This window comes from Kitasatospora sp. SC0581, from assembly GCF_048159585.1.
GTDB lineage: Bacteria > Actinomycetota > Actinomycetes > Streptomycetales > Streptomycetaceae > Kitasatospora.
This window is the reverse complement of record NZ_JBLRWA010000007.1, coordinates 189,121-211,688: the sequence shown is the minus strand read 5'-3', so window position 1 is coordinate 211,688 and position 22,568 is coordinate 189,121. Positions and strand designations below refer to the sequence as shown.

Genomic DNA, 22,568 nt, shown 5'->3' with positions numbered 1-22,568 from the left:
TTGTACAAGCTTCTGTTCGACCTGCTCTTCAAGAGGATGGACCCCGAGAAGGCCCACCACCTCGCCTTCTTCTGGATCCGCCTCGCCTCCTCGGTGCCCGGCCTGCGCACCCTGGTGCGGCTGGTGCTCGCCCCGCGCGACCGGGCCCTGCGCACCCGCGCCCTCGGCCTCGACCTGCCCGGCCCGTTCGGCCTGGCGGCCGGCTTCGACAAGAACGGCGTCGGCATCGACGGCCTGTCGATGCTCGGCTTCGACTACGTCGAGATCGGCACCGTCACCGGCGAGGCCCAGCCCGGCAACCCGGCGCCCCGGCTGTTCCGCCTGGTCGAGGACCGCGCGCTGATCAACCGGATGGGCTTCAACAACCAGGGCTCGGCCCGGGTCGCCGCCCGGCTGGCCGCCCGCCCGCACACCAGCTCCACCCCGGTGCTCGGCGTCAACATCGGCAAGACCAAGGTGGTCGAGGAGGCCGACGCCGTCGCCGACTACGTGAAGTCCACCGAGCGGCTCGCCCAGTACGCCGACTACCTGGTGGTCAACGTCAGTTCGCCGAACACCCCCGGGCTGCGCAACCTCCAGGCCGTGGACCACCTGCGGCCGCTGCTCTCCGCCGTCCGCGAGGCCGCCGACCGCACCACCGCGCACCACGTGCCGCTGCTGGTCAAGATCGCCCCCGACCTGGCCGACGAGGACGTCGACGCGGTCGCCGACCTCGCCCTGGAGCTGGGCCTGGACGGCATCATCGCCACCAACACCACGATCGGCCGCGAGGGCCTGCGCGCCGACGCCGCGCGGGTCGAGGAGATCGGCATGGGCGGCCTGTCCGGCGCCCCGCTCAAGGCCCGCGCCCTGGAGGTCCTCCAGCGGCTGCGCGCCCGCACCGGGGGCCGGCTGACCCTCGTCTCGGTCGGCGGCATCGAGACCGCCGAGGACGCCTGGCAGCGGATCGTCCACGGCGCCGACCTGGTCCAGGGCTACAGCGCCTTCATCTACGAGGGCCCGTTCTGGTGCCGGCGGATCCACAAGGGCCTGTCCGCCAAGGTCCGCGCGGGCGGCTTCCGCAGCCTGGCCGACGCCGTCGGCAGCGCCGTCCGCGGCTCGTGAACACCCCCATCGGTTCTGGACCCACCGGTCCTGGAAAGGACGACATGACCCTCGCCCCGTTCGGCGCCCGGCTGCGCCAGGCCCTCGACACCCGCGGCCAGCTCTGCGTCGGCATCGACCCGCACGCCTCCCTGCTCGCCGCCTGGGGGCTCGGCGACGACCTCGCCGGGCTGGAGTCCTTCAGCCGCACCGTGGTCGAGGCGCTGGCCGACCGGGTGGCCGTGCTGAAGCCGCAGGCCGCGTTCTTCGAGCGCTTCGGCAGCAAGGGCGTCGCGGTGCTGGAGCGCACCGTCGAGGAGGCCCGGGCGGCCGGCGCGCTGGTCCTGATGGACGCCAAGCGCGGCGACATCGGCTCCACCATGGCCGCGTACGCCGAGGCCTTCCTGTCGCCGGGCAGCCCGCTGTTCTCGGACGCGGTGACGGTCAGCCCGTACCTGGGCTTCGGCTCGCTGCGCCCGGCCCTGGACCTGGCCCGGGAGCAGGGCTGCGGCGTGTTCGCGCTGGCGCTCACCTCCAACCCCGAGGGCGCCGAGGTGCAGCGCGCGGTGGGCGCGGACGGCGAGCCGGTCGCGGCCTCGGTGCTGCGGCAGCTGGCGGCCGAGAACGCGGGCGCCGCGCCGCTCGGCTCCTTCGGCGCGGTCGTCGGCGCGACGCTGGCCGACGCGGGCGTGGACCTGGCCATCAACGGCCCGCTGCTGGCCCCCGGGATCGGCGCCCAGGGCGCGACCATGGCGGACCTGCCGCGGGTCTTCGGCGCCTCGGTGATGAACGTGGTGCCGAGCGTCAGCCGCGACGTGCTCAAGCACGGTCCCTCGGTGCCGGCGCTGCGCGCGGCGGCGGAGCGCTTCGTCGGGGAGTTCGCGGGGGCCGTGTAGGGCCCGTCCTGCCGGTCAGCCCGGATCAGGGCGCGGCGTTGGGGTGCGTGCATCGCAAGGCGGAGGAGGGAGTCCATGCGGAGCATCGGCGACCGACGACAACGCGGCGAGGTGCGTGCCCCGGCGTCGCGGACCCGGGAGTGATCGGCAAGACGGGTCCTGGTAGCGGAACCCGTCCTTCAGGTAGCGGGGTGGTGACCCTGCGGAGTGTCCGCAGGACCGCGCGGTGGCCGCCGAGTTGACGTGAGCGCCGTCACATCGGCCCCGCCAAAGTCTCGCAATCGCGGTCATTTTGCCCTGGAAAGTCCTGGTCGGCCTTGGCTGACCAGGACTTTTCGTGTTCTTTTCCTGACGTGGCGCCGCAATCCGGGTAGTGTCCGGCGATAGGTCATCGGCGAGCCGCGATTTCCGTGGCTCCCGCAGGTCAGGGCCTTGTGGTTCCCCTTGCGGACGGTGTCCTCGGTACCGAACCAGTCCTAGCTCAATCCATCCATCCACACCCTGAGGTGAACGGCGTGGCCCTTCCGCCCCTTACCCCTGAACAGCGCACCGCCGCGCTCGCCAAGGCCGCCGAGGCTCGCCGGGAGCGCGCCGAGGTCAAGAACCGGCTCAAGCACTCCGGCGCCTCCCTGCACGAGGTGATCAAGGCCGGCAAGGCCGACAACGACGTGATCGGCAAGATGAAGGTCTCGGCTCTGCTCGAGTCCCTTCCCGGCGTCGGCAAGGTCCGCGCCAAGCAGATCATGGAGCGCCTCGGCATCAGTGAGAGCCGGCGTGTCCGCGGCCTCGGTACGAACCAGATCGCTTCCCTGGAGCGGGAGTTCGGCGGTGGCGCCGCCTGACCGTGCCCCCGTGGTCCCAGGATCCCCCGCGATCCGGGATAATCGGTGCATGAGTGAGCGTCCGCGGCTGACCGTGCTCTCCGGCCCTTCGGGGGTCGGCAAGAGCACGGTCGTCGCTCATATGAGGAAGATGCACCCCGAGGTCTGGCTCTCGGTGTCGGCGACGACCCGGCACCCGAGGCCCGGCGAGAAGAACGGGGTCCAGTACCACTTCGTCGACAACGACGAGTTCGACAAGCTGGTCGCCAACGGCGAGCTGCTGGAGTGGGCCGAGTTCGCCGGGAACCGTTACGGGACCCCGCGTGCGGCCGTGCAGGAGAAGCTGGAGCGCGGCGAGCCGGTGCTGCTGGAGATCGACCTCCAGGGCGCCCGGCAGGTGCGCGAGTCGATGCCCGAGGCGCAGCTGGTCTTCCTGGCCCCGCCGAGCTGGGACGAGCTGGTCCGCCGGCTGACCGGCCGGGGCACCGAGTCGCAGGACGTGATCGAGAAGCGGCTGGCGGCGGCCAAGATCGAGCTCGCGGCCGAGCCCGAGTTCGACACGACCCTTGTCAACACCTCGGTCGAGCAGGTAGCGGCCGAACTGCTAGCCTTGCTCGGTGTAGCCTGACCTGTCTGTCTTTTCCACCCTTTCGGAAGGTTTTAGCGTGTCCTCTTCCATGACCGCGCCCGAGGGCATCATCAACCCGCCGATCGACGAGCTGCTCGAGGCCACCGACTCCAAGTACAGCCTCGTGATCTACGCCGCCAAGCGCGCGCGCCAGATCAACGCTTACTACTCCCAGCTCGGCGAGGGCCTGCTGGAGTACGTCGGCCCGCTGGTCGACACCCACGTGCACGAGAAGCCGCTGTCGATCGCGCTGCGCGAGATCAACGCGGGCATGCTGACCGCCGAGGCGGTCGAGGCTGCCTGAGGCGGTCGCTGAATTTCCGGGAGGGCCCGGCGGAATCGTTTCCGCCGGGCCCTCCGGCGTTCCCGGCGCCGGAGCGCGGTGCGGAGCGCCGTACGGGGTCGGGCCGGGGCGCTGTGCGGGGCGGGGCCGGGGGGCCGTAGGGTGGGCGCGTTCCCGATGCGGAGCCCGATGCGGAGAAAGGCCGGTAGATGACTCTGAGTGCGGACGCCCCCCGCGTGGTCCTCGGCGTGAGCGGCGGGATCGCCGCGTACAAGGCGTGCGAGCTGCTGCGCCGCTTCACCGAGTCCGGCCACCAGGTCACCGTGGTGCCGACCGCGGCCGCGCTGCACTTCGTCGGCGAGGCGACCTGGGCCGCGCTGTCCGGCCGCCCGGCCGCCACCGAGACCTGGGAGCGCGTGCACGAGGTGCCGCACGTGCGGATCGGGCAGCAGGCCGACCTGGTCGTGGTCGCCCCGGCCACCGCCGACCTGATCGCCAAGGCCGCCCACGGCCTCGCCGACGACCTGCTGACCAACACCCTGCTCACCGCCCGCTGCCCGGTGGTGCTGGCGCCCGCCATGCACACCGAGATGTGGGAGCACCCGGCCACCCGGGACAACGTCGCCACGCTGCGCCGCCGGGGCGTGATCGTGCTGGAGCCGGCCGTCGGGCGGCTGACCGGCAAGGACACCGGCAAGGGCCGGCTGCCCGAGCCCTCCGCGATCTTCGAGGCGTGCAAGGCCGTGCTGCGCCGCGGCGGGCCGGTGCCGACCGACCTGGCCGGCCGGCACGTGGTGGTCTCGGCCGGCGGCACCCGGGAGCCGCTGGACCCGGTGCGCTACCTCGGCAACCGCTCCTCCGGCAAGCAGGGCTACGCGCTCGCCGTGACGGCCGCGGCGCGCGGGGCCCGGGTGACGCTGCTCTCGGCCAACGCCGAGCTGCCGGACCCGGCCGGGGTGGACGTGGTGCACGTCTCGACCGCGCTGGAGCTGCGCGAGGCGGCGCTGGAGGCGGTCAAGGACGCGGACGCCGTGGTGATGGCCGCGGCGGTGGCGGACTTCCGGCCCGCCGAGTACGCCACCGGCAAGATCAAGAAGGTCGAGGGGGTCGAACCGGCCGCGGTCGCGCTGGTCCGCAATCCGGACATCCTGGCCGAGCTCTCGGCCCACCGGGCCCGTTCGGGCCAACTCGTGGTGGGTTTCGCGGCGGAGACGGACGACGTGCTCGCCAACGGCCGCGCCAAGCTCGCGCGCAAGGGCTGTGACCTGCTGGTCGTGAACGAGGTCGGCAACGGCAAGGCCTTCGGCACGGACGTCAACGAGGCCGTGGTGCTGGGCTCGGACGGCAGCGAGACGGCCGTTCCGGTCGGCCCGAAGGAGGCGCTCGCGGACGTGGTCTGGGACCTGGTCGCAAAGCGGCTGGAAACAGGCGGCAACTGATCGGATTCGCTCGCGCGGCGGTCGAGAAATCCTGAAGCGGGTGACGTTCGGCGGAACCAGACCGTTAGACTCCAGGAATCAAGTCTTTCCGGAGTTCCCCGGTACGAGCCGGGGAACTTCAGTCAGCAGCCGCTGCAACCCCAGGGAGCGCTGTGTCTCGCCGCCTGTTCACCTCGGAGTCCGTGACCGAGGGACACCCCGACAAGATCGCTGACCAGATCAGCGACACCATCCTTGACGCTCTCCTGCGGGAGGACCCGACGTCCCGGGTCGCCGTGGAGACGCTCATCACCACCGGCCAGGTGCACGTGGCCGGCGAGGTGACCACCAAGGCGTACGCGCCGATCGCCCAGCTCGTCCGGGACAAGATCCTGGAGATCGGCTACGACAGCTCCAAGAAGGGCTTCGACGGCGCCTCCTGCGGCGTGTCGGTGTCCATCGGTGCCCAGTCGCCCGACATCGCGCAGGGCGTCGACACCGCGTACGAGGCACGGGTCGAGGGTTCCACCCAGGGGGACGGCGCTGACGACCTGGACAAGCAGGGCGCCGGTGACCAGGGCCTGATGTTCGGCTACGCGTCGGACGAGACGCCCGAGCTCATGCCGCTGCCGATCACCCTGGCGCACCGCCTCTCCCGCCGCCTGACCGAGGTGCGCAAGAACGGGACCATCCCCTACCTGCGCCCCGACGGCAAGACCCAGGTCACCATCGAGTACGACGGCGACAAGGCCGTCCGCCTCGACACCGTGGTCGTCTCCACCCAGCACGCCAGTGACATCGACCTGGAGTCGCTGCTCACCCCGGACATCCGCGAGTTCGTCGTCGAGCCGGAGCTGAAGGCGCTGGCCGAGCAGGGCATCAAGCTGACCACCGAGGGCTACCGCCTGCTGGTCAACCCGACCGGCCGCTTCGAGATCGGCGGCCCGATGGGCGACGCCGGCCTCACCGGCCGCAAGATCATCATCGACACCTACGGCGGCATGGCCCGCCACGGTGGCGGCGCCTTCTCCGGCAAGGACCCGTCCAAGGTGGACCGCTCGGCCGCGTACGCGATGCGCTGGGTGGCGAAGAACATCGTCGCCGCCGGCCTCGCCCGCCGCGCCGAGGTGCAGGTCGCGTACGCGATCGGCAAGGCCGAGCCGGTCGGCCTGTTCGTGGAGACCTTCGGCACCGAGTCGGTGCCGGTCCTCGCGATCCAGAAGGCCGTCTCCGAGGTCTTCGACCTCCGCCCGGCCGCGATCATCCGCGACCTGGACCTGCTGCGCCCGATCTACTCCCAGACCGCCGCGTACGGCCACTTCGGCCGTGAGCTGCCGGACTTCACCTGGGAGCGCACCGACCGCGTGGAGCAGCTGAAGGCCGCCGTCCAGGACTGACGTCCTGAGCCCGGCGCCCGAGCGCCGGCCCGTAGCGTTCTGACGCTCGGCCCGTAGCGCCCGGAAGCGGCGCCCGTCCCCGTTCGGGGGTGGGCGCCGCTTCGTGCATTGTCGGTGTGACCTGGTAGTACTTGGTGGCGATGAGCAGCACAGGGGAGAACGGGGCCGCCGAGCCGGAGCAGCTGGCGTTCATCCGGGAGACGGTCAAGCGGGCCAAGCCGCGCACCTGGCACGGGGCCAAGCGGGCCGAGCACCTGCCGGTGGCCCGGGTCGTGGTGGACAAGGGCGTGCTCACCATCGACAAGTTCTTCGACTACGCCGTGCCGGCCGCCATGGCCGAGGAGGCCCAGCCCGGGGTGCGGGTGCGGGTGCGGTTCGGGGCGCGGGTGGTGAAGGGCCAGCGCGAGGGCGGGGAACTGCACGACGGGTTCATCGTCGCCCGGCTGGAGAAGAGCGACTTCGCCGGCCCGCTCGCCCCGCTGGCCCAGGTGCTCTCGCCCGAGCCGGTGCTCACCCCGCAGCTGCTGCGGCTGTGCCGGACCGTCGCCGACCGGTACGCCGGGACGCTGGCCGACGTGCTCCAGCTGGCCGTCCCGCCCCGGCACGCCAAGGCCGAGGCCGAACCCTCGCCCCCGCCGCTGCCGCGCCCGGCCGCCCCGGCCCCCGGCGGCTGGCAGCGCTACCCCGCCGGGCCCGACTTCCTCGCCTCGCTCACCGCCGGCGGCTCGCCGCGCGCGGTCTGGGCGGCGCTGCCCGGGCCCGGCTGGCCGTACGAGATCGCGCGCGCCGTGGCCGCGACGCTGGCCGGCGGGCGCGGGGCGCTGGTCGTGCTCCCGGAGGGGCGCTCGGTGGCCCGGGTCGACCAGGCGCTGACCGAACTTCTCGGCCCCGGGGCGCACGTGGCGCTGGAGGCCGACCTCGGCCCGCGCGAGCGGTACAAGCGCTGGCTCGCGGTGAGCCGGGGCTCGGTGCGCGCCGTGATCGGGACCAGGGCCACCATGTTCGCGCCGGTCCGGGACCTCGGGCTGGTCGTCGTCTGGTCGGACGGCGACGGCAGCCACAGCGACCCGCGCGCCCCGCACCCGCACGTGCGCGAGGTGGCGCTGCTGCGGGCCGCCGACGAGGGCGCCGCGGTGCTGCTCGGCGGGCACGCGGTGACGGTGGAGGGCGCGCAGCTGGTCAGCACCGGCTGGGCGCGCCCGCTGGTCGCGGACCGCGAGACGGTGCGGCAGGCCGCGCCCCGGGTGCGGACCGTCACCGACCAGGACCAGCACCGGGACGCCGCCGCCCAGGCCGCCCGGCTGCCCTCGGTGGCCTGGGCGGCCGCCCGGGAGTCGCTGGCCGCCGGACACCCGGTGCTCATCCAGGTGCCCCGGCGCGGCTACGTGCCCCGGCTGGCCTGCGGGCGCTGCCGGACCCCCGCCCGCTGCCGGCGCTGCGAGGGGCCGCTGGAGGCGCCCTCGGCGGACGCCACGCTGTGCTGCGCCTGGTGCGGGGAGCCGGAGAACGACTGGCACTGCCCCGAGTGCGGGTCCTTCCGGCTGCGGGCCCAGGTGGTCGGGGCCCGGCGGACGGCGGAGGAGCTGGGCAAGGCGTTCCCGCGCATCCCGGTGCGGACCTCGGGCCGGGACGCGGTGCTGGCCACCGTGCCGGACGAACCCTCCCTGGTGATCTCCACGCCCGGCGCGGAACCGGTGGTCGAGGGCGGCGGCGGGTACGGGGCCGTGCTGCTGCTGGACGGCTGGGCGCTGCTCGGCCGGCCCGACCTGCGGGCGGGGGAGGAGACGCTGCGGCTCTGGCTCACGGCGGCCGCGCTGGCGCGGTCCTCGACGGAGGGCGGGACGGTGGTCGTGGTCGCCGAGCCCTCGGCCCGTCCGGTGCAGGCACTGGTCCGGTGGGACCCGCTGGGGCACGCCGGGCTGGAACGGGACGAACGGGCGCAGCTGCACTTCCCGCCGGTGTCCCGGATGGCCTCGGTGAGCGGCAGCCCCTCGGCGGTCGCGGACCTGCTGAACCTGATCCGGCTGCCGGAGGAGGCGGACGTGCTCGGGCCGGTGCCGTCGTCGGCGCTGCGGGGGGAGGAGCAGGAGCGGGCGCTGCTGCGGGTGCCGCCCGGGCAGGGGGCCGCGCTGGCGGCGGCGCTCAAGGCGGCGCAGATCGCGCGGATCGCGCTGCGGACGGCGGAGCCGGTGCGGGTGCGGGTGGATCCGACGGACATCGGCTGAGACGGACATCGGCTGAGGGGCGGGGTTCGGGGGCTTCGGGGGCTCGCGGGTGGGTGCGTCGCGTTCGGGGGCTTCGGGACCGGCGGCCCGGCGGGGCGGGGTGAGTGGGCCACCCCGCCCCGGACGGCCCGGGTGCGTGGCTCGGTCAGCCGCGCAGCGGGATGCCGGGTCGGTCCGCCTGGGGGCGGTCGACGGGGGTGCTGCGGTCGGTCGTGGTGCGGTCGACGGGGGTGCGGTCGATCGTGCTGCGGTCGATGCCGGGGCGGTCCAGCGGGCCCCGGTCCAGCGCGCCCCGGTCGATGCCGGTTCGGTCGATGGGCGTGCGGTCGATCGTGGTGCGGTCCATCGGCGCGCGGTCGATGCCGGTGCGGTCGATCGTGGCGCGCTCCAGGGCGCGACCGTCCAGGCCGCCCTGGCGGGCCGCCGGGACGGTCGTGGCCAGTCCGGTGCGCTCGGTGCCCGTGGGCAGCTCCTCGGAGCGGTCCGGACGGGCCTGGCCCGGGACGGCGCCGCTCGCGGCGAGGAGTTCGCTGGTCGGCCGGCGCATCCCGTAGCGCCGGTGCACCGCCTGCTTGGTGACCCCGAGGGCGGAGCCCACCGAGTCCCAGGAGAACCCCAGCGCCCGGTCGAACTCGACCGCCGCCGCCACCAGGGTCTCCACGCTCTCCCGCAGCTCCTGTGCCAGGCGCACGGTCGGCGCCGGCGCCCGCCCGTACACCACGAAGCCGGCCGAGGTGCTCGGTCGGCGCGGACGGTAGACGTTGCCCAGTTGAGCGGTGAGCGTCCGCAGCGCGTCGACCTGCCGCCTCACCCGCTCGATGTCCCGCACCAGCAGGTGCAGGCTCGCCCGCGCCCGGGCGTCGTGGTTGATCTGCTCGGCCATGGCCTACGTGCCACCTTCCGTACGGTTCAGCTCGGCCGGGACGCGGTGTCCCGTGCGCCCGGCCCCGGTCAATCTCTCTTGACCAACGCCGAAGCGGGGGCCGGGGTAACGCGGCTCGGCACAGTCGGGGCGTGCCGGGCGGCGATCCGGTGCTGATCCGGCGCCGGTCCGGGCCCTGAGGCGGTGCCGGTCCGGTGTCGGTCCGGACTCCGGGAAGCCCTCGGCGGGCGGCCGCGCGGGTTGCATAGACTGGCGGGTGAACCAGCCGCCGACCGCAGCCCGCGCCCCTACGGACAGGAGCCCGTACCCCGTGGCGATCCAGCCGATCCGTCTCTTCGGAGACCCCGTCCTGCGGTCCACCGCCCAGCCGGTGACCACCTTCGACAAGGAACTGCGCAAGCTGGTCGGCGACCTCACCGACACCATGCTGGACGCCCCCGGCGCCGGCCTCGCCGCGCCGCAACTCGGCGTCTCGCTGCGGGTGTTCACGTACCACGTGGACGGCGTCACCGGGCACCTGATCAACCCGGACCTGTCGCTGAGCGAGGAGGAGCAGGACGGCCCCGAGGGCTGCCTGTCGCTGCCGGGCCTGCGCTACGACACCACGCGCGCGTACGGCGTGGTGGCCAAGGGCTTCAACATGTACGGCGATCCGGTGACGGTGGAGGGCACGCAGTTGCTCGCCCGGTGCATCCAGCACGAGACCGACCACCTGGACGGCATCATCTTCATCGACCGACTGGACCGCGAGCAGCGCAAGGCCGCGCTGAAGGCGATCCGGGAGGCGGACTGGGGCGCCGGGCCGGCCCCGGTGGTCAAGGTCTCGCCGCACAGCACCTTCGGCTCCGCCCGCTGAGTCCGGTCGGTTCCGGCGGCCCCGGTGGTCTTCCCCGGTCGTTGTCGGTCTTCGTTGGTTTCTTGAACTTCCGTTTGCAGAAAGGCACTTGATGCGTCTCGTCTTCGCCGGCACCCCCGAGGTCGCCGTTCCCGCCCTGGACGCCCTGCTCGCCTCGGACCGGCACGAGGTCGTCGCCGTGGTCACCCGCCCCGACGCCCCGGCCGGGCGCGGGCGCAAGCTGGTCGCCAGCCCCGTCGCCCAGCGCGCCGAGGAGGCCGGGATCGAGGTCCTCAAGCCGGCGAAGCCCAGCGACCCGGACTTCGTCGCCCGGCTCACCGAACTCGCCCCCGACTGCTGCCCGGTGGTCGCCTACGGCGCGCTGCTGCGCCCCGGCACCCTGGAGATCCCCAAGCACGGCTGGGTCAACCTGCACTTCTCGCTGCTGCCCGCCTGGCGCGGCGCGGCCCCGGTCCAGCACGCGGTGCTGGCCGGCGACGAGGTCACCGGCGCGTCCACCTTCCTGATCGAGCAGGGCCTGGACTCCGGCCCGGTCTACGGCGTGATCACCGAGGAGATCCGCCCGACCGACACCAGCGGCGAGCTGCTCACCCGGCTCTCCCTCTCCGGTGCGCGGCTGCTCGCGGCCACCATGGACGGCATCGAGGACGGCTCCCTGCACGCCGTGCCGCAGCCGGCCGAGGGCGTCACGCTCGCGCCGAAGATCAGCGTCGAGGACGCGCGGATCGACTGGAGCCACCCCGCGCTGCGAATCGACCGGGTGGTGCGCGGCTGCGCGCCGGCGCCGGGGGCCTGGACGGAGTTCCGGGGTGAGCGGCTGAAGGTCACCGGGCCGGTCAGGCTGCTGCCGGACTCCACCGAGCTGGCGCCGGGAGAGGTCGCGATGGCGGGCAAGAACAGTGTCCGGGTCGGGACCGGCAGCCACGACATCGAGCTCGGGGAGGTGCGTCCGCAGGGGAAGAAGGAGATGCGGGCCGCCGACTGGGCCCGGGGCGCGCGCCTGGAGGCGGGGGAGCGCTTCGGGGGCTGACGCTCCGGTTTGGCGCTACTGTTCGTTTGAGATCGTCCGTGTTCGTTCGACTTCGTTGTCGTCCGATTGCGTTGTCGTCCGAGTTCGTTGCTAACCACCGTTCGTTGATAACCACCGCAGCACCTTGAGGCACCTGTGACCACCCCCAGCGCCAAGCGCGCCCCCCGCCCGCACCGCCGCCCGAAGAAGGACCCGGCCCGGATCGTCGCGTTCCGCGCGCTGCGTGCCGTCGACGAGCGCGACGCGTACGCCAACCTGATCCTGCCCTCGCTGCTCCGCGAGGCCGAGCAGAAGGGCATGGACCGGCGCGACGCCGCCCTCGCCACCGAACTGGTCTACGGCACCCTGCGCCTGCAGGGCACCTACGACGCGGTCATCGCCGCCTGCATCGACCGACCGCTCGGCAAGGTCGACCCGCCGGTGCTGGACGTGCTCTCGCTCGGCGCCCACCAGCTGCTCACCACCCGCATCCCCAGCCACGCGGCCGTCTCGGCGACCGTCGAGCTGGCCCGGGTGGTGCTCGGCGACGGCAAGGCCAAGTTCGTCAACGCCGTGCTGCGCCGGATCAGCGCCCACGACCTGGACGCCTGGATCGAGAAGGTCGCTCCGCCGTACGACAAGGACGCCGAGGACCACCTGGCGGTCGTGCACTCGCACCCGCGCTGGGTGGTCTCCGCGCTCTGGGACTCGCTCGGCCGCTGGCAGCCGGACGCCTCCGGGCGCGCCGCGATGGAGGACCTGCTGCGGGCCGACAACGAGCGGCCCGAGGTCACCCTGGTCGCCCGCCCCGGCCGGGCCACCGTCGGTGAGCTGGCCGACGCGCTGCCCGAGGCCGAACCGGGCCGCTGGTCCCCGTTCGCCCTGCGGCTCGCCGAGGGCGGCGACCCGGGCGCGGTCGCGGCGGTCCAGGAGAACCGGGCGGGCGTGCAGGACGAGGGCAGCCAGCTGGTCGCGCTGGCACTGGCCGCGGCGCCGCTGGACGGGCCGGACCGGCTCTGGCTGGACGGCTGCGCGGGCCCCGGCGGCAAGGCCGCGCTGCTCGGCGCGCTGGCCGCCGAGCGGGGCGCGGCGCTGGTCGCGAGCGAGAAGCAGCCGCACCGGGCCCGGCTGGTGGCACGGGCGCTGGCGGGCAACCCCGGCCCGTACACCGTGATCGCGGCCGACGGGACGCGCCCGGCCTGGCGGTCCGAAGGCTTCGACCGGGTGCTGGTCGACGTGCCGTGCTCCGGCCTCGGCGCGCTGCGCCGCCGCCCGGAGGCGCGCTGGCGGCGCCGGCCGGCGGACATCGCGGCCTTCGGCCCGCTCCAGCGGGACCTGCTGCGTTCGGCCATCGAGGCCACCCGGGTCGGTGGCGTGGTCGGCTACGCGACCTGCTCGCCGCACCTCGCGGAGACCCGGGCGGTCGTGGACGACGTGCTGCGGGCCGAGGGCGGCCGGGTCGAGTGGATCGACGCGCGCCAGCTGCTGCCCGGCGTCCCGGCGCTCGGCGACGGCCCGGACGTGCAGCTGTGGCCGCACCTGCACGGGACGGACGCGATGTACCTGGCGCTGCTGCGGCGTACCGCCTGACGGCGGGGTGCCGATGCCGCCTCCCCGGTCGGGGTCGCTTCCCCGGCCGGGGCCGTCGCCTCGGCGGGGAGGCCGGCCGGTCGGCTCCGGCAGGTGAACCGCCGCCTGTCCGGGCGGGGTTGACGCGGCGTCGGATGTCGGCTTCCATGGCTGCTGTGTAGCCGCTCGGCTGCATGATCTTTGGGGGGCAGGCTTCGTCGCGTCGAGCGGCGGAAGCCGGGGAAGCAACCCCACAAGACATGCGGCGCGATGCGGCTGTTTCGTTGTGTGGAGTCGGATCCTCGGCGCTGCCCTCCCCGGCCGTGGGAGGCGGCAGTGTCATCGGAGATTCGACGTTCGACGGGGGAGCCTGCCGGTTCGCGGGGTGACGGTGGTGCCGGGACGGACGGCCGCGCGCTCGATCTGATCGCCCTGATGTCGATCCTGGCGGTGTGCACCCTGATCTGCCTGCTGGCCGGTACGGGGGCGCTCCAGGCGGTCATCGGCGCGGCGGGCATCCTGTTCGCCGCCTGGCGGACACCGCGGCGCTCCGGGCGGGAGGAGGGGCGTCGGCGCGGGCCCCGTGGGTGAGACGGGGGCGGCCGCGGCCGTGGGCGGCTTGCATCTCCCGTAGGGGGAGGTAGCAGGGTGGTGGCCATGAACGGCGACGCGCTCTGGACGATCGGCGAGCTGGCCCGGCGCACGGGGCTGACGGTCAAGACCGTCCGCTTCTACTCGGACCAGGGGATCGTGTCGCCGGCCGACCGCAACCCGGCCGGCCACCGGCGGTACGGCCCCGAGGCCGTCGCGCGCCTCGAAGCAGGCCCTCTCTTTCGGACCACGCCGGGTGCACGACGCCGGAGCACGCACCTCGCCGCGTTGTCGTCGGTCGCCGATGCTCCGCATGGACTCCCTCCTCCGCCTTGCGATGCACGCACTCCGACGCCGCGCGCTGATCCGACGTGGTCCGAAAGAGAGGACCTAATCCACACCCTGCGGGAACTCGGGCTCGGACTGCCCGCGATCCGGCGGGTGGTGGAGCGTGAACTGACGCCGGCCGACGTCGCCGCCGCGCAGGCGGAGGCGATCGACCTCCAGATCCGGGTGCTGCGGCTGCGGCGGGCGGTGCTCGGGGCGGTGGCCAGGCTCGGTTCCACACCTGAGGAGTTGACGCTCGTGCACCGGTTGGCCCGGCTCACGGAGGATGAACGGGGACGCCTGATCGGGGAGTTCCTGACGGGGGTGTTCGGCGGGATCGAAGACGGCGGGATCGGGGGCGGCGGGCGGTTCGCCGCGGTGGCGCGCTCGTTGACGCCGGAGCTGCCGGAGGAACCGTCGGTCGAACAGGTCGAGGCCTGGGTGGAGTTGGCGCAGCTGGCGGGGGACGCCGGGTTCCGGGCGCTGCTGCGCGGGCTCGCCGAGGCGGAGGCCGCGGAGGCGGCCGGCACGGGGCTGCCGAGGCCCGGACTGGCGGTGGCGGTGCGGGAGTTGGCCGGGCCGGCGGTCGCGGCCGGGGTGGAGCCCGGGTCGGCGGAGGCGGCGGCGGTCGTCGCGGTGCTGGTGGAGCGGTACGGGCGGTGCTGCGCGGGGGCGGTGCCGGGGGAAGCCGGGGCGGTGCGCGACCGGTTGGCGGAGCGGCTGGGGGCGATGGCCGATCCGCGGCGGGAGCGGTACCTGGAGCTGCTGGCGGTGGTCAACGGTTGGGCCGCGCCGGAGAGTTGGGCGGCCGAGGTGGACTGGGCGGTGCGCGCGGTGGCGTGAGTCGGGGCTGCTCGGTGGCGAGGTGGCGAGGTGGCGAGGTGGTGGGGCCGTGGGGCCGTGGGGTGGTGGGTCTGTACGGCTACCGGCGGGTGGGGCCGGAGAAGGTGGTGAGGAAGGCGTGGGCCTGGGCGCGGAGGTGGTCGACCGGCGGGTCCTCGCAGATCACCTCCAGGCCGAGTCCGGTCGCCCGGCCCAGGTCGTAGTAGGACTGGTAGGCGAGGTACGGGCGGTGGTCGTCGGTGGGGTCGAGGCCGACGGCGAAGGTCGCGAAGTGGGGCTGCGGCCCGCCCGGGGCGGGGGCCGGCCCGCTGCGGGAGAGCTGCCACTCGAACTCGTACGGCTCGGGTTCGGCGGGCAGGTCCAGCAGGGCCTGGGCGAGCCGGCGGACCTCGTCCGGGTTCGCGAAGGGGATCGACTCCGACGAGGAGGGGGCCGAGGCGAGCAGTTCCCAGGCGTCGCCGTTGTGGCCGACGGTCAGGGCCCACTCGCCGCTCGGGTCCTGCCAGCGGCAGCTGATGATCGGGTCCACGGCGGTCAACCTCCCTGTGGCGCTGGATCGTTCGTACCTCATCATGGTGGCACACCGGTCGCTGCGGGGGCCTCGGCCGCGAGCCGTCCTCGGGCCCGTTGCCAGGCTTCCTGGAGCGTGCGGCAGCCGTGGCCCGCTCCGGGTGCGCCCTGCGGGGCGGGTCGGTCAGCCGGTCAGTCGGTGACGGGGGCCGGGTGCCAGGGGCGGTCGGGGCGGGTCTGGACCGGGGCGGAGGTGAGGCGCAGCGCGTACACCTCGCGGTCGGTGGCCTCGTACGGGACCTGGCCGAGGTACTCGTGGCCGGTCAGGTGGCACCAGGCGGGGAGGTCGAGCGGGGCGGCGGGGTCGGTGGTGTGGATGTGGACCGCCGCGCCGGCGGGGAGGTGCGCGATCCGGGCGCGCAGCCGGAGCAGGAGCTGGACGCAGAGCAGGCCGGTGCCGTCGATGGTGAGGTCGGGGGCGTTCGGGGCGTCGGGGGTGGCGGTTTCGGGGGCGGTCATCGGGGCTTCTCCTGGGTGATGCGCCAGAGGCGGCGGGGCAGTTCGCCCTCCTCGAAGGGGTGGACGTCGGTCAGGTGCCAGCCTTCGGCGAGCCTGTCCACCAGCTCGCGGGGGAAGAAGTGGACGGCGAAGCCGCCGTGCTCCCAGATGTCGTCCCCGTGGCCGGTGCCGGCGCCGTAGTGGGCGTCGCCGGTGTGGCGGACGGTGTGGACGAGGGTGCCGCCCGGGCGCAGGACCCGGCGGACCTCGGCGACGAGCGCCTCGATCTCCCCGGTGGAGAGCGCCATGCAGAGCAGCATGTGGGCGAAGACCGCGTCGACGGAGGCGTCGGGGAGGGGCAGCGGGTCGCGGACGTTGTGGGTGAGGACCGAGAGCCGGTCGGCCAGGCCCTGGTCCGCCGCGGTGGCGCGCAGCTGCTCCAGGCCGGTCGGGCTGAAGTCGGCGGCCAGCACGCGGAAACCCGCCCGGGCGAAGTGCAGCGCGTCGCGTCCGTGACCGGCGCCGAGTTCCAGCACCTCCCGGGCCCCGGCGGCGGCGAACACTCCGGCGGCGTACTCGGCGGGGGCGGAAGGCCGCTCGCCGTACATCCCCGGGTTGGCGGTGTAGGTCTGCTGCCAGTGCGCGCGTTGGGCGTCCGCGAGGGCGCGCTCCGGGCCGGGCCCGGTGTCGGGGGTGTCGGTCATGGTGCGGCCCTTCGCGGGGGTGGGGTGGTGCGGGTGGTGCCAGTGGTGCCAGATGGCACGGAGGTGCCCGTGGTGTGGGGCCAGCCTAGGACGTGGGCTCGGGTGGAGGGTGTGGCGGGGTGCGGAAGGGCGTGCGCGGGGGCGGTGAGGCGGGCGGATCAGCCGAGGTGCCGGCCGGGGGCGGTGCCGCCGAGGCGGGTGAGCAGGGTGGACAGCCGGCCGAGGTCCTCGGCGCTCCACTGCTCCGCCGCGAAGTGCTCGGCGGCGACCTTGCGGGCGGTGTACAGCATCTCGGCGAGCCGCTCGCGGCCGGTCGGGGTGAGGGCGGCGTAGGTGACCCGGGCGTCGCGGGCGGCGGCCTCGCGGGCGACCAGGCCGATCCGCTCCAGCGGTGCGAGGCCGCGGGTCACGCCGGAGGCGGTGAGCCCGAGGGCCTCGGCGAGGTCGACCCGGCGCATCCGGCCGCCGGGGGCCTGGGAGAGGTGGAGCAGCATGGTGAAGTCGGCCAGGCTGACGCCGTGCAGGCGGCTGAGGCCCGCGTCGAAGCGCTTGACCACGGCGGTCTGGGCGCGGACCAGCCGCAGGGCGGTGTCCAGGGGATCGGGGCTCGGGCTCGTTGCGGCCGGTGCGGTCGCGGCCCGGTCCACCTGGTCCGGCTGCTGCTGGTCTGAACGCTGATGGTCTGGACGCTCTGTCATTGCCACCTCCTTGACTGCTCAAGTATAGCGCTAGGGCGAGCCGTCAAGGAGGTGGCGGAGGGGGAGGGGAGGGGTGGGTCAGTGCGCGGTGTTGGCGGCGCGGCGCTGACGTTTGCCGAGCGGGGCCTGGGAGAGGTCCTCGGCCTGGGAGCGGAGGTTCTTGTAGCCGTAGCCGCGTTCGGTGAGCCAGTCCCGCGCCGACTGCTCGGCCCGCTCGGTGGCCTCCAGGATGTCCTCCTCGGCCTCGCCCTCGTCGAGGAAGCGGAAGGTGAAGGCGGCCCGGGCGGAGAGGTCGTAGCTGAGGTGGCCCTCGCGGGTGAAGGCGGCGCGCAGCACGTCGTGCTCGGGGGCGGCGGCGAGCAGTTCGGCACGCTGGTCGGCGGTGAGGCCGTCGAAGACGCCGCGCACCATGATGCGGAAGGTTCGAGTGGTCATCCCCCGACCATAGGCAGTGCGGGCCGCCGACCGCCAACGTGATTCCTGGGCCGGGCGCTTCTCGGTGACGGTCGGTGGTCGCGGGCCTCCTTGGGCGCCCGTAGGCGGTCGTCGGGTGGTTGCCGGTGGTGGTGGGCGCCGGTCAGGCGGGGGTGAGTACTTCGGCGAGCTCGTCCGCGTACCGGGTGAGCCGGTCGAGCCCGGGGCCTCCTCGGGCGAGCCGGAAGCCGTGCCGCCGACCGTGGAAGGCGGCCTGGACGGCGTGGAGTTGGGTCCAGCGGCGGAGGCGTTCGCGGTCCAGCTCGGCGGCCTCGGCGAAGACGTCGAGCGCGCGGAGGAGAGCGCGCTGCCGGTCCGGCGCGTCGAGCAGCGTCAGGGCGTGGACCTTGAGCAGGGTGCCGCCGTCGTAGGCGCGGTCTCCCACGTACCCCTTGGGGTCCACGGCCAGCCAGGGTTCGCGCTCCGCCCGCAGGATGTTGCGGGGGTGGAGGTCCCCGTGGACGAGCACGTCCGGCTGGGTGCGGGCGAGTTCGCGGACGGTGGCGAGGGCGGCGCCGACCGTGCGGGCCGGCAGGGGGTGGGAGAGGGAGGCCGCGTCGGTGCGCAGGTCGGCCTCCCATTCCGCGGCCTGCTCGCTCAGCCGGGGCAGGCCCGGGGGCGCCGGGACGGCGAGCCGCCGGCTGAGTCGCCCGGCGACCGTCGGCACCTCGTCGCCGTCCCGGACCTCCGCGAGCGTGGTCGGGCTCGCCCGTTCGAGCAGCATCGCGAAGCGCTCGTCGTCCCGTTCGTAGAGCCGGACGGCGCCCCGGCCCGCCCACACCGCGAAGGCGTCCGGCTCGTGGACGTTGCCCGGGTGGGGGAACGAGACCTTCAGTACGGCCACGCGCTCGGCCGCCTGCCGGACCGGGAGGATCAGGCCGACCCCGCCGTGGGTGGCGGCGCCGTCCGGCACGCAGCCCCAGCGTTCCAGCAGCTCGGCGGCGAGGCCGGGGAGTTCGGCGATCCAGGCCGCGCCGGGGGCTCCCTCACGGTCGATGGTGGTGCGGGCGAGCCCGCCGGGGATGCTGATCATCTGCTTCCTTTCGACGGTGGGGGGAGGGCGCTGGTGTGGCTTGCCGGTTCGGTCCGGTTCGGTCCGGTCCGGTCGGGCTCAGGGGGCGAAGGGGCCGAAGGTCGTGGCGGCGAGGCGGAGCACCGGTGCCGGGGTGCCGCTCCCGGCGCCGACGGAGTAGACCAGCCGCCTGCGCAGGTCCGGGGTGGTGAAGAAGCCGTCGGAGTACCCGAGGTCGTGCCCGGTCTTGCCCCAGAGCACCGTGCCGTCCCGCAGCGGGACGGCCATCAGCCCGGCGCTGTAGCAGGCCCGACCCTTGTCCGGACCGAACAGGCACTCGCCCGCTCCGCGTACGGGCACCAGCCGGCCGGAGGCGTCGCGCGGCAGGGTGAGCAGGTCGTGCAGCTGCTGCGGAGGCAGGAGTTCGCCGTCGAGCAGGGCGCGCAGGAACCTGTCCAGGTCGGCCGGGGTGGACACCATCGACTCCGGGTTGCCGCCCTGCTCGGAGACGTCCGTCGGGGTGTCGGCGCTGTCGGGGACGTAGCCGGCCAGGTGGGGCTCGGGCATCGCGGGCCTGCCCTCCGTCACCTCGGTGTGCCGCAGGCCGAGCGGCTTCAGGATGCGGGCCGTCACCTCCTCCCAGATCGTGTGCCCCGTCACCTGCTCGATGATCCGGCCCGCCACCCGGTAGTTGAAGTTGTTGTACTCCTGCTCGCTGCCCGGATCGAAGGCCGGGCCGGCCTCGGGCAGGCCGCGCTCCGGGTGGGGCCGGAGCGTCCGCTGGACGACCAGGTCGAGCGTCTCGATCGCGAAGCGGTTGGCGATCAGGCCGTCGCGCTTCTCCAGCTCGGTGCCCTCGAGTTCCGGGCCCTCGACGGCCTGCGGAAGTCCGCTGGTGTGGTCGAGGAGTTGACGGACGGTGATCGGCAGCGTGAAGCTCGCGGGCAGCGTGCCGGGCAGGTACTGCTGGACGGTGCCGTCCAGGGAGATCCGCTGCTCGGCGGCGAGTTGGAGCAGCACCGCGGCGACGAAGGTCTTGTTGATGCTGCCGATCCGGAACGCCGCGTCCGGCGCCACCGGCCGCCCGCTCACCGGATCGTCGGCGCTGCCGCGCCAGACCAGGCCGTCGGCCGTCACCCGGGCGACCGCGCCCGCCACCGGGTCGCCCGGCCGGGCGGCGATCGCGGCGTCGAGGGCGGCCGGATCGAGGACAGCCGGACCGAGGGCGGCCGGAGCAGGCGTGGCGGCGAAGGCGGGTGCGGTGGATGCGGACGCCGCCGCGAGGAGCAGGGCGGCGAGGCCCCGCGCGAGGGTGGCGGGTTTGCTGACGGCCATGTGCCCTCCGAAGCGGGTGGGACGGCTGTGGGGCGGAGCGATCCGCCCTGGAGAACACGCGGCTGACGGTCATTCAGTTGCACGCGACCGGTGCGAAGGCGGAGAGCGCGGGCACGGAACACGGTGGGGACTCCCTTCCACGGCGGCCCGGGTGGCCACCGTCGCGATGCCCCCAAGAGTGATCGCCGGAAGCCCCTTCGCGCATGTGCCGTTCGGCAGGAATCCGGCGGGAAAGCGACCGGGCCTCCCCTGCCGATCGGCAGGGGAGGCCCGGGGTGCGGACGCGGACCACACGGGAGGCGGGACGCGACAGCGGTTGGGGGAGCGCCGGCTACACCCGCGCCGGCAGCCGGGTGCAGACCGCCCCCGCCACCAGCGGAGCGGGCTCGGCACCCAGGACGCCGAGGGTGAAGGCGGTGGTCAGCGCGCTGATGTCGCGGGACTCGCGGAGCAGCAGGTGGTTGGCGCCCGGGGCCTCGTACCGCGCGAGGTCCGGGACGACCCGCCGGGCGCGCAGCGCGTACTCCAGGGACTGGGTGGCGCTGGCCGAGCTGTGGTCCCCGGTGCCGTGGACGATCAGCACCCGCCGCCCGGCCAGCTGGTCGACCGGGTCGCCGCTGGGCAGCCACGGCGCGATCCCGGCCACGCCGACCACCGACGGGTGCCCGGCGCACCAGAAGGCGGCGCGCCCGCCCAGCGAGTTGCCGATCAGCACGACGGGTGCGCCCGGGTAGAGCCGGGCCAGCTCGTCGAGCGCCCAGCGGGTGTCGACGGCGGTGTCGGCGTCCGCGTCGTTCCAGCCGCCGTGGCGGTAGCGCAGCAGGTGCACCGCGAGGCCGTGCGGCCGGCCGCGGTCGGTGAGCTCGGTGGCCAGGTCCCGCAGGCCCAGCTCGGCGACCCGCATCGGTGCGCGCCGACTGCGGAGGAACCCGCCCGGCAGCAGCAGGGCGACGCCGGTGACCGGCTCCTCGCCCCGTCGTGGGGTCAGCTCTGCGGTGCGCGGATGCTGCGCTCGGAACACGCGAATTCCCTCCTGATGTGTACAGGCGGATTCTACGGTTCCGAGGAGGGGTCGCGGTGCGCGAGCAGGGACCACAGGACCCAGCCGGAGACCCGGGTGCGCTCCACCATGACCTTCGCCCAGCGGGCGCCGAGCGGTGAGGTCCAGGTGTCCACGACCTCGACCCGGTCACCCGAACGGGCGAGTCCGATGACGGTCTCCTCGCCGAAGTGGTCGACCCGGACGTTGGCGGCGTTGGCCGACACCTCCCACCAGCCCGCACCGGGCTCGGGCGGCAGGTCGGTGCCCGCCGTGACGGCCGTCGGGATCAGCAGGATGCCCAGTGCGACCACGGTGGCCGCCGCACGGCCGATCACGGCCACGGGGACCTCCGTGCGGTGGTCCGCGCGGTGCCGCGTACGGGCAGCGGTGGTGGCGTCGGGATCAGGGGAGGCATGTACAGCAGAACGAGCCGACCGGGCGTGCGCGTACAGTCCGGCGCCGAGGTTGACCCGGTCGGCGCAGCACGACGTGCGGACCCGGTGCCGCCGGTGCGCCGGCGGATGCCCGACGCATGTCAACTGTCCGGCCGTAGCGCGGGGTTGGCGCGCCCTGGCGGACGGCCGTCGAGTCGGCCGGCGGCGGCTCGGGGTGCGGTCAGGGCCGGTAACACGGCCCGGTCACACGGGGCGGTCGCAGGGGTGGTCACTCCGGGCGCTGCTCCGCCAAGAGCTTCGCCCGGGTCTCCCGGACGAACGCCGCGACGACGTCCGCGTCGGCGAGCACGCGGGTGACGACCCGTCCGCCCCGGCCCGGTCCGGTGCGCTCCGTGATCCGCAGCTCGCGCGTGTCCTCGGCGCTGATGTCCTGGAGGTCGCTCCACGGCAGCGGGGCCGTGGGGTGGTCGTCGTCGGGGTCGAGGAGGAGCCCCGCGGGCAGCACGGCGAGCACCGTCCCGAACAGGACGTGCCCCTCCTCCTCGAACCGCTCGTGCAGCGGCGCGGTGTAGCGCGGCAGCAGGCCCGCGCGGATGGCCTCGGCCAGCCCCGGTTCGTAGCGGCCCGCCAGTTTCGAGACCACGAAGGGGGTTTCGCGGCCGCGCGCCAGGATGAGGACGCGGCCGAAGTGCTCGACGCTCAGGTTGCCGCGGAACTCCATCCGGGAGGGTATGTACTCGTAGCTCTCGATGGCGTCCCAGGGCAGGGCGCGGAAGTCGCCGCCGGCGTGGTGGAGGACGAGGCCGCCCTGGTAGCGCGCCACGGCGACCAGCCCGGAGCGCGGCGGGACCTTCTGGTAGGCCACGGCGGCCGCTGCCACGGCGGCGACCGCGAGGGCAGCGCCCCACCAGGTCCAGCCGGAGGCGGCGAGGACGAGGATGCCGGGCAGTCCCAGGCCCCACTTGCCCACGCCGTCGCCGATCCGGCGGCTCGTCCGGTACAGCCGCCGCCGTTCGCCCAGGCCCGCCTCGGCCGCGACCTCGTCGCAGCGGGTGGCACCACTCATCGCTG

At 74.3% G+C, this 22,568-nt stretch carries 23 protein-coding genes and 2 pseudogenes; 14 read left to right on the top strand and 11 right to left on the bottom strand.

The genetic code is table 11. The annotated features are described in order from the left end of the window. From ACLWS4_RS14995 to ACLWS4_RS14960, 8 genes are all read left to right on the top strand, one after another. Entirely contained in the window at positions 1-1,104 is a 1,104-nt protein-coding gene (locus ACLWS4_RS14995) for a quinone-dependent dihydroorotate dehydrogenase (protein ID WP_117487142.1), read from the top strand. Between the two features lie 44 nt (positions 1,105-1,148). Further along, on the top strand, positions 1,149-1,979 hold the full coding sequence (pyrF, locus tag ACLWS4_RS14990; RefSeq protein ID WP_416874361.1) for an orotidine-5'-phosphate decarboxylase: 831 nt from the start codon (positions 1,149-1,151) through the stop codon (positions 1,977-1,979). Positions 1,980-2,494: 515 nt separating this feature from the next. Beyond that, positions 2,495-2,821 (top strand): integration host factor, actinobacterial type, encoded by a 327-nt coding sequence (gene mihF / locus ACLWS4_RS14985; RefSeq protein WP_030056187.1) that lies wholly within the window; start codon positions 2,495-2,497, stop codon positions 2,819-2,821. Between the two features lie 49 nt (positions 2,822-2,870). Further along, a complete protein-coding gene (gmk, locus tag ACLWS4_RS14980; protein WP_049651364.1) occupies positions 2,871-3,428 on the top strand; it encodes a guanylate kinase in 558 nt (185 codons plus the stop codon). Positions 3,429-3,465: 37 nt separating this feature from the next. Then, the gene (rpoZ, locus tag ACLWS4_RS14975; RefSeq protein WP_030056185.1) at positions 3,466-3,732 is read left to right on the top strand and encodes a DNA-directed RNA polymerase subunit omega; all 267 of its coding nucleotides are present in this window, start codon (positions 3,466-3,468) and stop codon (positions 3,730-3,732) included. Between the two features lie 188 nt (positions 3,733-3,920). After that, on the top strand, positions 3,921-5,150 hold the full coding sequence (gene coaBC, locus ACLWS4_RS14970; protein WP_049651365.1) for a bifunctional phosphopantothenoylcysteine decarboxylase/phosphopantothenate--cysteine ligase CoaBC: 1,230 nt from the start codon (positions 3,921-3,923) through the stop codon (positions 5,148-5,150). Positions 5,151-5,302: 152 nt separating this feature from the next. Beyond that, positions 5,303-6,526, top strand: a complete 1,224-nt coding sequence (gene metK, locus ACLWS4_RS14965; RefSeq protein ID WP_049651366.1) for a methionine adenosyltransferase — start codon at positions 5,303-5,305, stop codon at positions 6,524-6,526. Between the two features lie 140 nt (positions 6,527-6,666). Continuing rightward, positions 6,667-8,751, top strand: coding sequence for a primosomal protein N' (locus tag ACLWS4_RS14960; RefSeq protein ID WP_416874360.1), 2,085 nt, complete (start codon positions 6,667-6,669; stop codon positions 8,749-8,751). A gap of 415 nt (positions 8,752-9,166) precedes the next feature. On the opposite strand, the pseudogene ACLWS4_RS14955 reads toward ACLWS4_RS14960, so the two are convergent. Continuing rightward, a pseudogene (locus tag ACLWS4_RS14955) lies at positions 9,167-9,634 on the bottom strand (hypothetical protein); the annotation flags it as partial. A 310-nt stretch (positions 9,635-9,944) separates the two neighbouring features. On the opposite strand from ACLWS4_RS14955, the gene def reads away from it, so the two are divergent. From def to ACLWS4_RS14925, 6 genes and pseudogenes are all read left to right on the top strand, one after another. After that, entirely contained in the window at positions 9,945-10,490 is a 546-nt protein-coding gene (gene def, locus ACLWS4_RS14950) for a peptide deformylase (protein ID WP_074002396.1), read from the top strand. 91 nt (positions 10,491-10,581) lie between these two features. Beyond that, a complete protein-coding gene (fmt, locus tag ACLWS4_RS14945) occupies positions 10,582-11,520 on the top strand; it encodes a methionyl-tRNA formyltransferase (protein ID WP_074002397.1) in 939 nt (312 codons plus the stop codon). 135 nt (positions 11,521-11,655) lie between these two features. After that, complete coding sequence (locus ACLWS4_RS14940) at positions 11,656-13,089, top strand: RsmB/NOP family class I SAM-dependent RNA methyltransferase (protein ID WP_416874359.1); 1,434 nt, start codon at positions 11,656-11,658, stop codon at positions 13,087-13,089. 414 nt (positions 13,090-13,503) lie between these two features. Then, on the top strand, positions 13,504-13,659 hold the full coding sequence (locus tag ACLWS4_RS14935; protein WP_158077698.1) for a hypothetical protein: 156 nt from the start codon (positions 13,504-13,506) through the stop codon (positions 13,657-13,659). Between the two features lie 66 nt (positions 13,660-13,725). Continuing rightward, a pseudogene (locus tag ACLWS4_RS14930) lies at positions 13,726-13,884 on the top strand (MerR family DNA-binding transcriptional regulator); the annotation flags it as partial. Between the two features lie 219 nt (positions 13,885-14,103). Beyond that, the gene (locus tag ACLWS4_RS14925) at positions 14,104-14,829 is read left to right on the top strand and encodes a MerR family transcriptional regulator (RefSeq protein ID WP_416874380.1); all 726 of its coding nucleotides are present in this window, start codon (positions 14,104-14,106) and stop codon (positions 14,827-14,829) included. Positions 14,830-14,908: 79 nt separating this feature from the next. Here the strand turns inward: ACLWS4_RS14925 and ACLWS4_RS14920 are convergent, their stop codons facing one another. The 10 genes from ACLWS4_RS14920 to ACLWS4_RS14875 form a co-directional block, all read right to left on the bottom strand. Further along, entirely contained in the window at positions 14,909-15,358 is a 450-nt protein-coding gene (locus ACLWS4_RS14920; RefSeq protein ID WP_049654244.1) for a hypothetical protein, read from the bottom strand. Between the two features lie 173 nt (positions 15,359-15,531). Next, complete coding sequence (locus ACLWS4_RS14915; protein WP_416874358.1) at positions 15,532-15,858, bottom strand: sulfurtransferase TusA family protein; 327 nt, start codon at positions 15,856-15,858, stop codon at positions 15,532-15,534. After that, positions 15,855-16,541 carry a class I SAM-dependent methyltransferase gene (locus ACLWS4_RS14910; protein ID WP_416874357.1) on the bottom strand — a complete coding sequence of 229 codons (687 nt, stop codon included), beginning with the start codon at positions 16,539-16,541 and terminating at the stop codon, positions 15,855-15,857. The genes ACLWS4_RS14915 and ACLWS4_RS14910 overlap by 4 nt, the downstream gene beginning before the upstream one ends. A 158-nt stretch (positions 16,542-16,699) precedes the next feature. Next, positions 16,700-17,239: a MarR family winged helix-turn-helix transcriptional regulator gene (locus tag ACLWS4_RS14905; RefSeq protein ID WP_375875508.1), complete on the bottom strand. Its 540-nt coding sequence runs from the start codon at positions 17,237-17,239 to the stop codon at positions 16,700-16,702. Positions 17,240-17,317: 78 nt separating this feature from the next. Beyond that, positions 17,318-17,674, bottom strand: a complete 357-nt coding sequence (locus ACLWS4_RS14900; RefSeq protein ID WP_074002403.1) for a DUF6204 family protein — start codon at positions 17,672-17,674, stop codon at positions 17,318-17,320. Between the two features lie 142 nt (positions 17,675-17,816). Beyond that, positions 17,817-18,746, bottom strand: a complete 930-nt coding sequence (locus tag ACLWS4_RS14895) for an aminoglycoside phosphotransferase family protein (protein ID WP_416874356.1) — start codon at positions 18,744-18,746, stop codon at positions 17,817-17,819. A gap of 78 nt (positions 18,747-18,824) precedes the next feature. Continuing rightward, complete coding sequence (locus ACLWS4_RS14890) at positions 18,825-20,060, bottom strand: serine hydrolase domain-containing protein (RefSeq protein ID WP_416874355.1); 1,236 nt, start codon at positions 20,058-20,060, stop codon at positions 18,825-18,827. A gap of 331 nt (positions 20,061-20,391) precedes the next feature. Then, positions 20,392-21,081 (bottom strand): alpha/beta hydrolase, encoded by a 690-nt coding sequence (locus ACLWS4_RS14885; RefSeq protein WP_416874354.1) that lies wholly within the window; start codon positions 21,079-21,081, stop codon positions 20,392-20,394. A 32-nt stretch (positions 21,082-21,113) separates the two neighbouring features. Beyond that, positions 21,114-21,443 carry a hypothetical protein gene (locus tag ACLWS4_RS14880; protein WP_074002406.1) on the bottom strand — a complete coding sequence of 110 codons (330 nt, stop codon included), beginning with the start codon at positions 21,441-21,443 and terminating at the stop codon, positions 21,114-21,116. Positions 21,444-21,765: 322 nt separating this feature from the next. Next, entirely contained in the window at positions 21,766-22,563 is a 798-nt protein-coding gene (locus tag ACLWS4_RS14875) for a hypothetical protein (RefSeq protein ID WP_416874353.1), read from the bottom strand. Positions 22,564-22,568 lie beyond the last annotated feature (5 nt).

Coding starts and splice junctions, on each gene's coding strand:
- pyrF (WP_416874361.1), top strand. CDS start 1,149: ATGACCCTCGCCCCGTTCGGCGCCCGGCTGCGCCAGGCCCTCGACACC.
- gmk (WP_049651364.1), top strand. CDS start 2,871: ATGAGTGAGCGTCCGCGGCTGACCGTGCTCTCCGGCCCTTCGGGGGTC.
- coaBC (WP_049651365.1), top strand. CDS start 3,921: ATGACTCTGAGTGCGGACGCCCCCCGCGTGGTCCTCGGCGTGAGCGGC.
- ACLWS4_RS14960 (WP_416874360.1), top strand. CDS start 6,667: ATGAGCAGCACAGGGGAGAACGGGGCCGCCGAGCCGGAGCAGCTGGCG.
- fmt (WP_074002397.1), top strand. CDS start 10,582: ATGCGTCTCGTCTTCGCCGGCACCCCCGAGGTCGCCGTTCCCGCCCTG.
- ACLWS4_RS14935 (WP_158077698.1), top strand. CDS start 13,504: ATGTCGATCCTGGCGGTGTGCACCCTGATCTGCCTGCTGGCCGGTACG.
- ACLWS4_RS14915 (WP_416874358.1), bottom strand. CDS start 15,858: ATGACCGCCCCCGAAACCGCCACCCCCGACGCCCCGAACGCCCCCGAC.
- ACLWS4_RS14910 (WP_416874357.1), bottom strand. CDS start 16,541: ATGACCGACACCCCCGACACCGGGCCCGGCCCGGAGCGCGCCCTCGCG.
- ACLWS4_RS14905 (WP_375875508.1), bottom strand. CDS start 17,239: ATGACAGAGCGTCCAGACCATCAGCGTTCAGACCAGCAGCAGCCGGAC.
- ACLWS4_RS14900 (WP_074002403.1), bottom strand. CDS start 17,674: ATGACCACTCGAACCTTCCGCATCATGGTGCGCGGCGTCTTCGACGGC.
- ACLWS4_RS14895 (WP_416874356.1), bottom strand. CDS start 18,746: ATGATCAGCATCCCCGGCGGGCTCGCCCGCACCACCATCGACCGTGAG.
- ACLWS4_RS14890 (WP_416874355.1), bottom strand. CDS start 20,060: ATGGCCGTCAGCAAACCCGCCACCCTCGCGCGGGGCCTCGCCGCCCTG.
- ACLWS4_RS14875 (WP_416874353.1), bottom strand. CDS start 22,563: ATGAGTGGTGCCACCCGCTGCGACGAGGTCGCGGCCGAGGCGGGCCTG.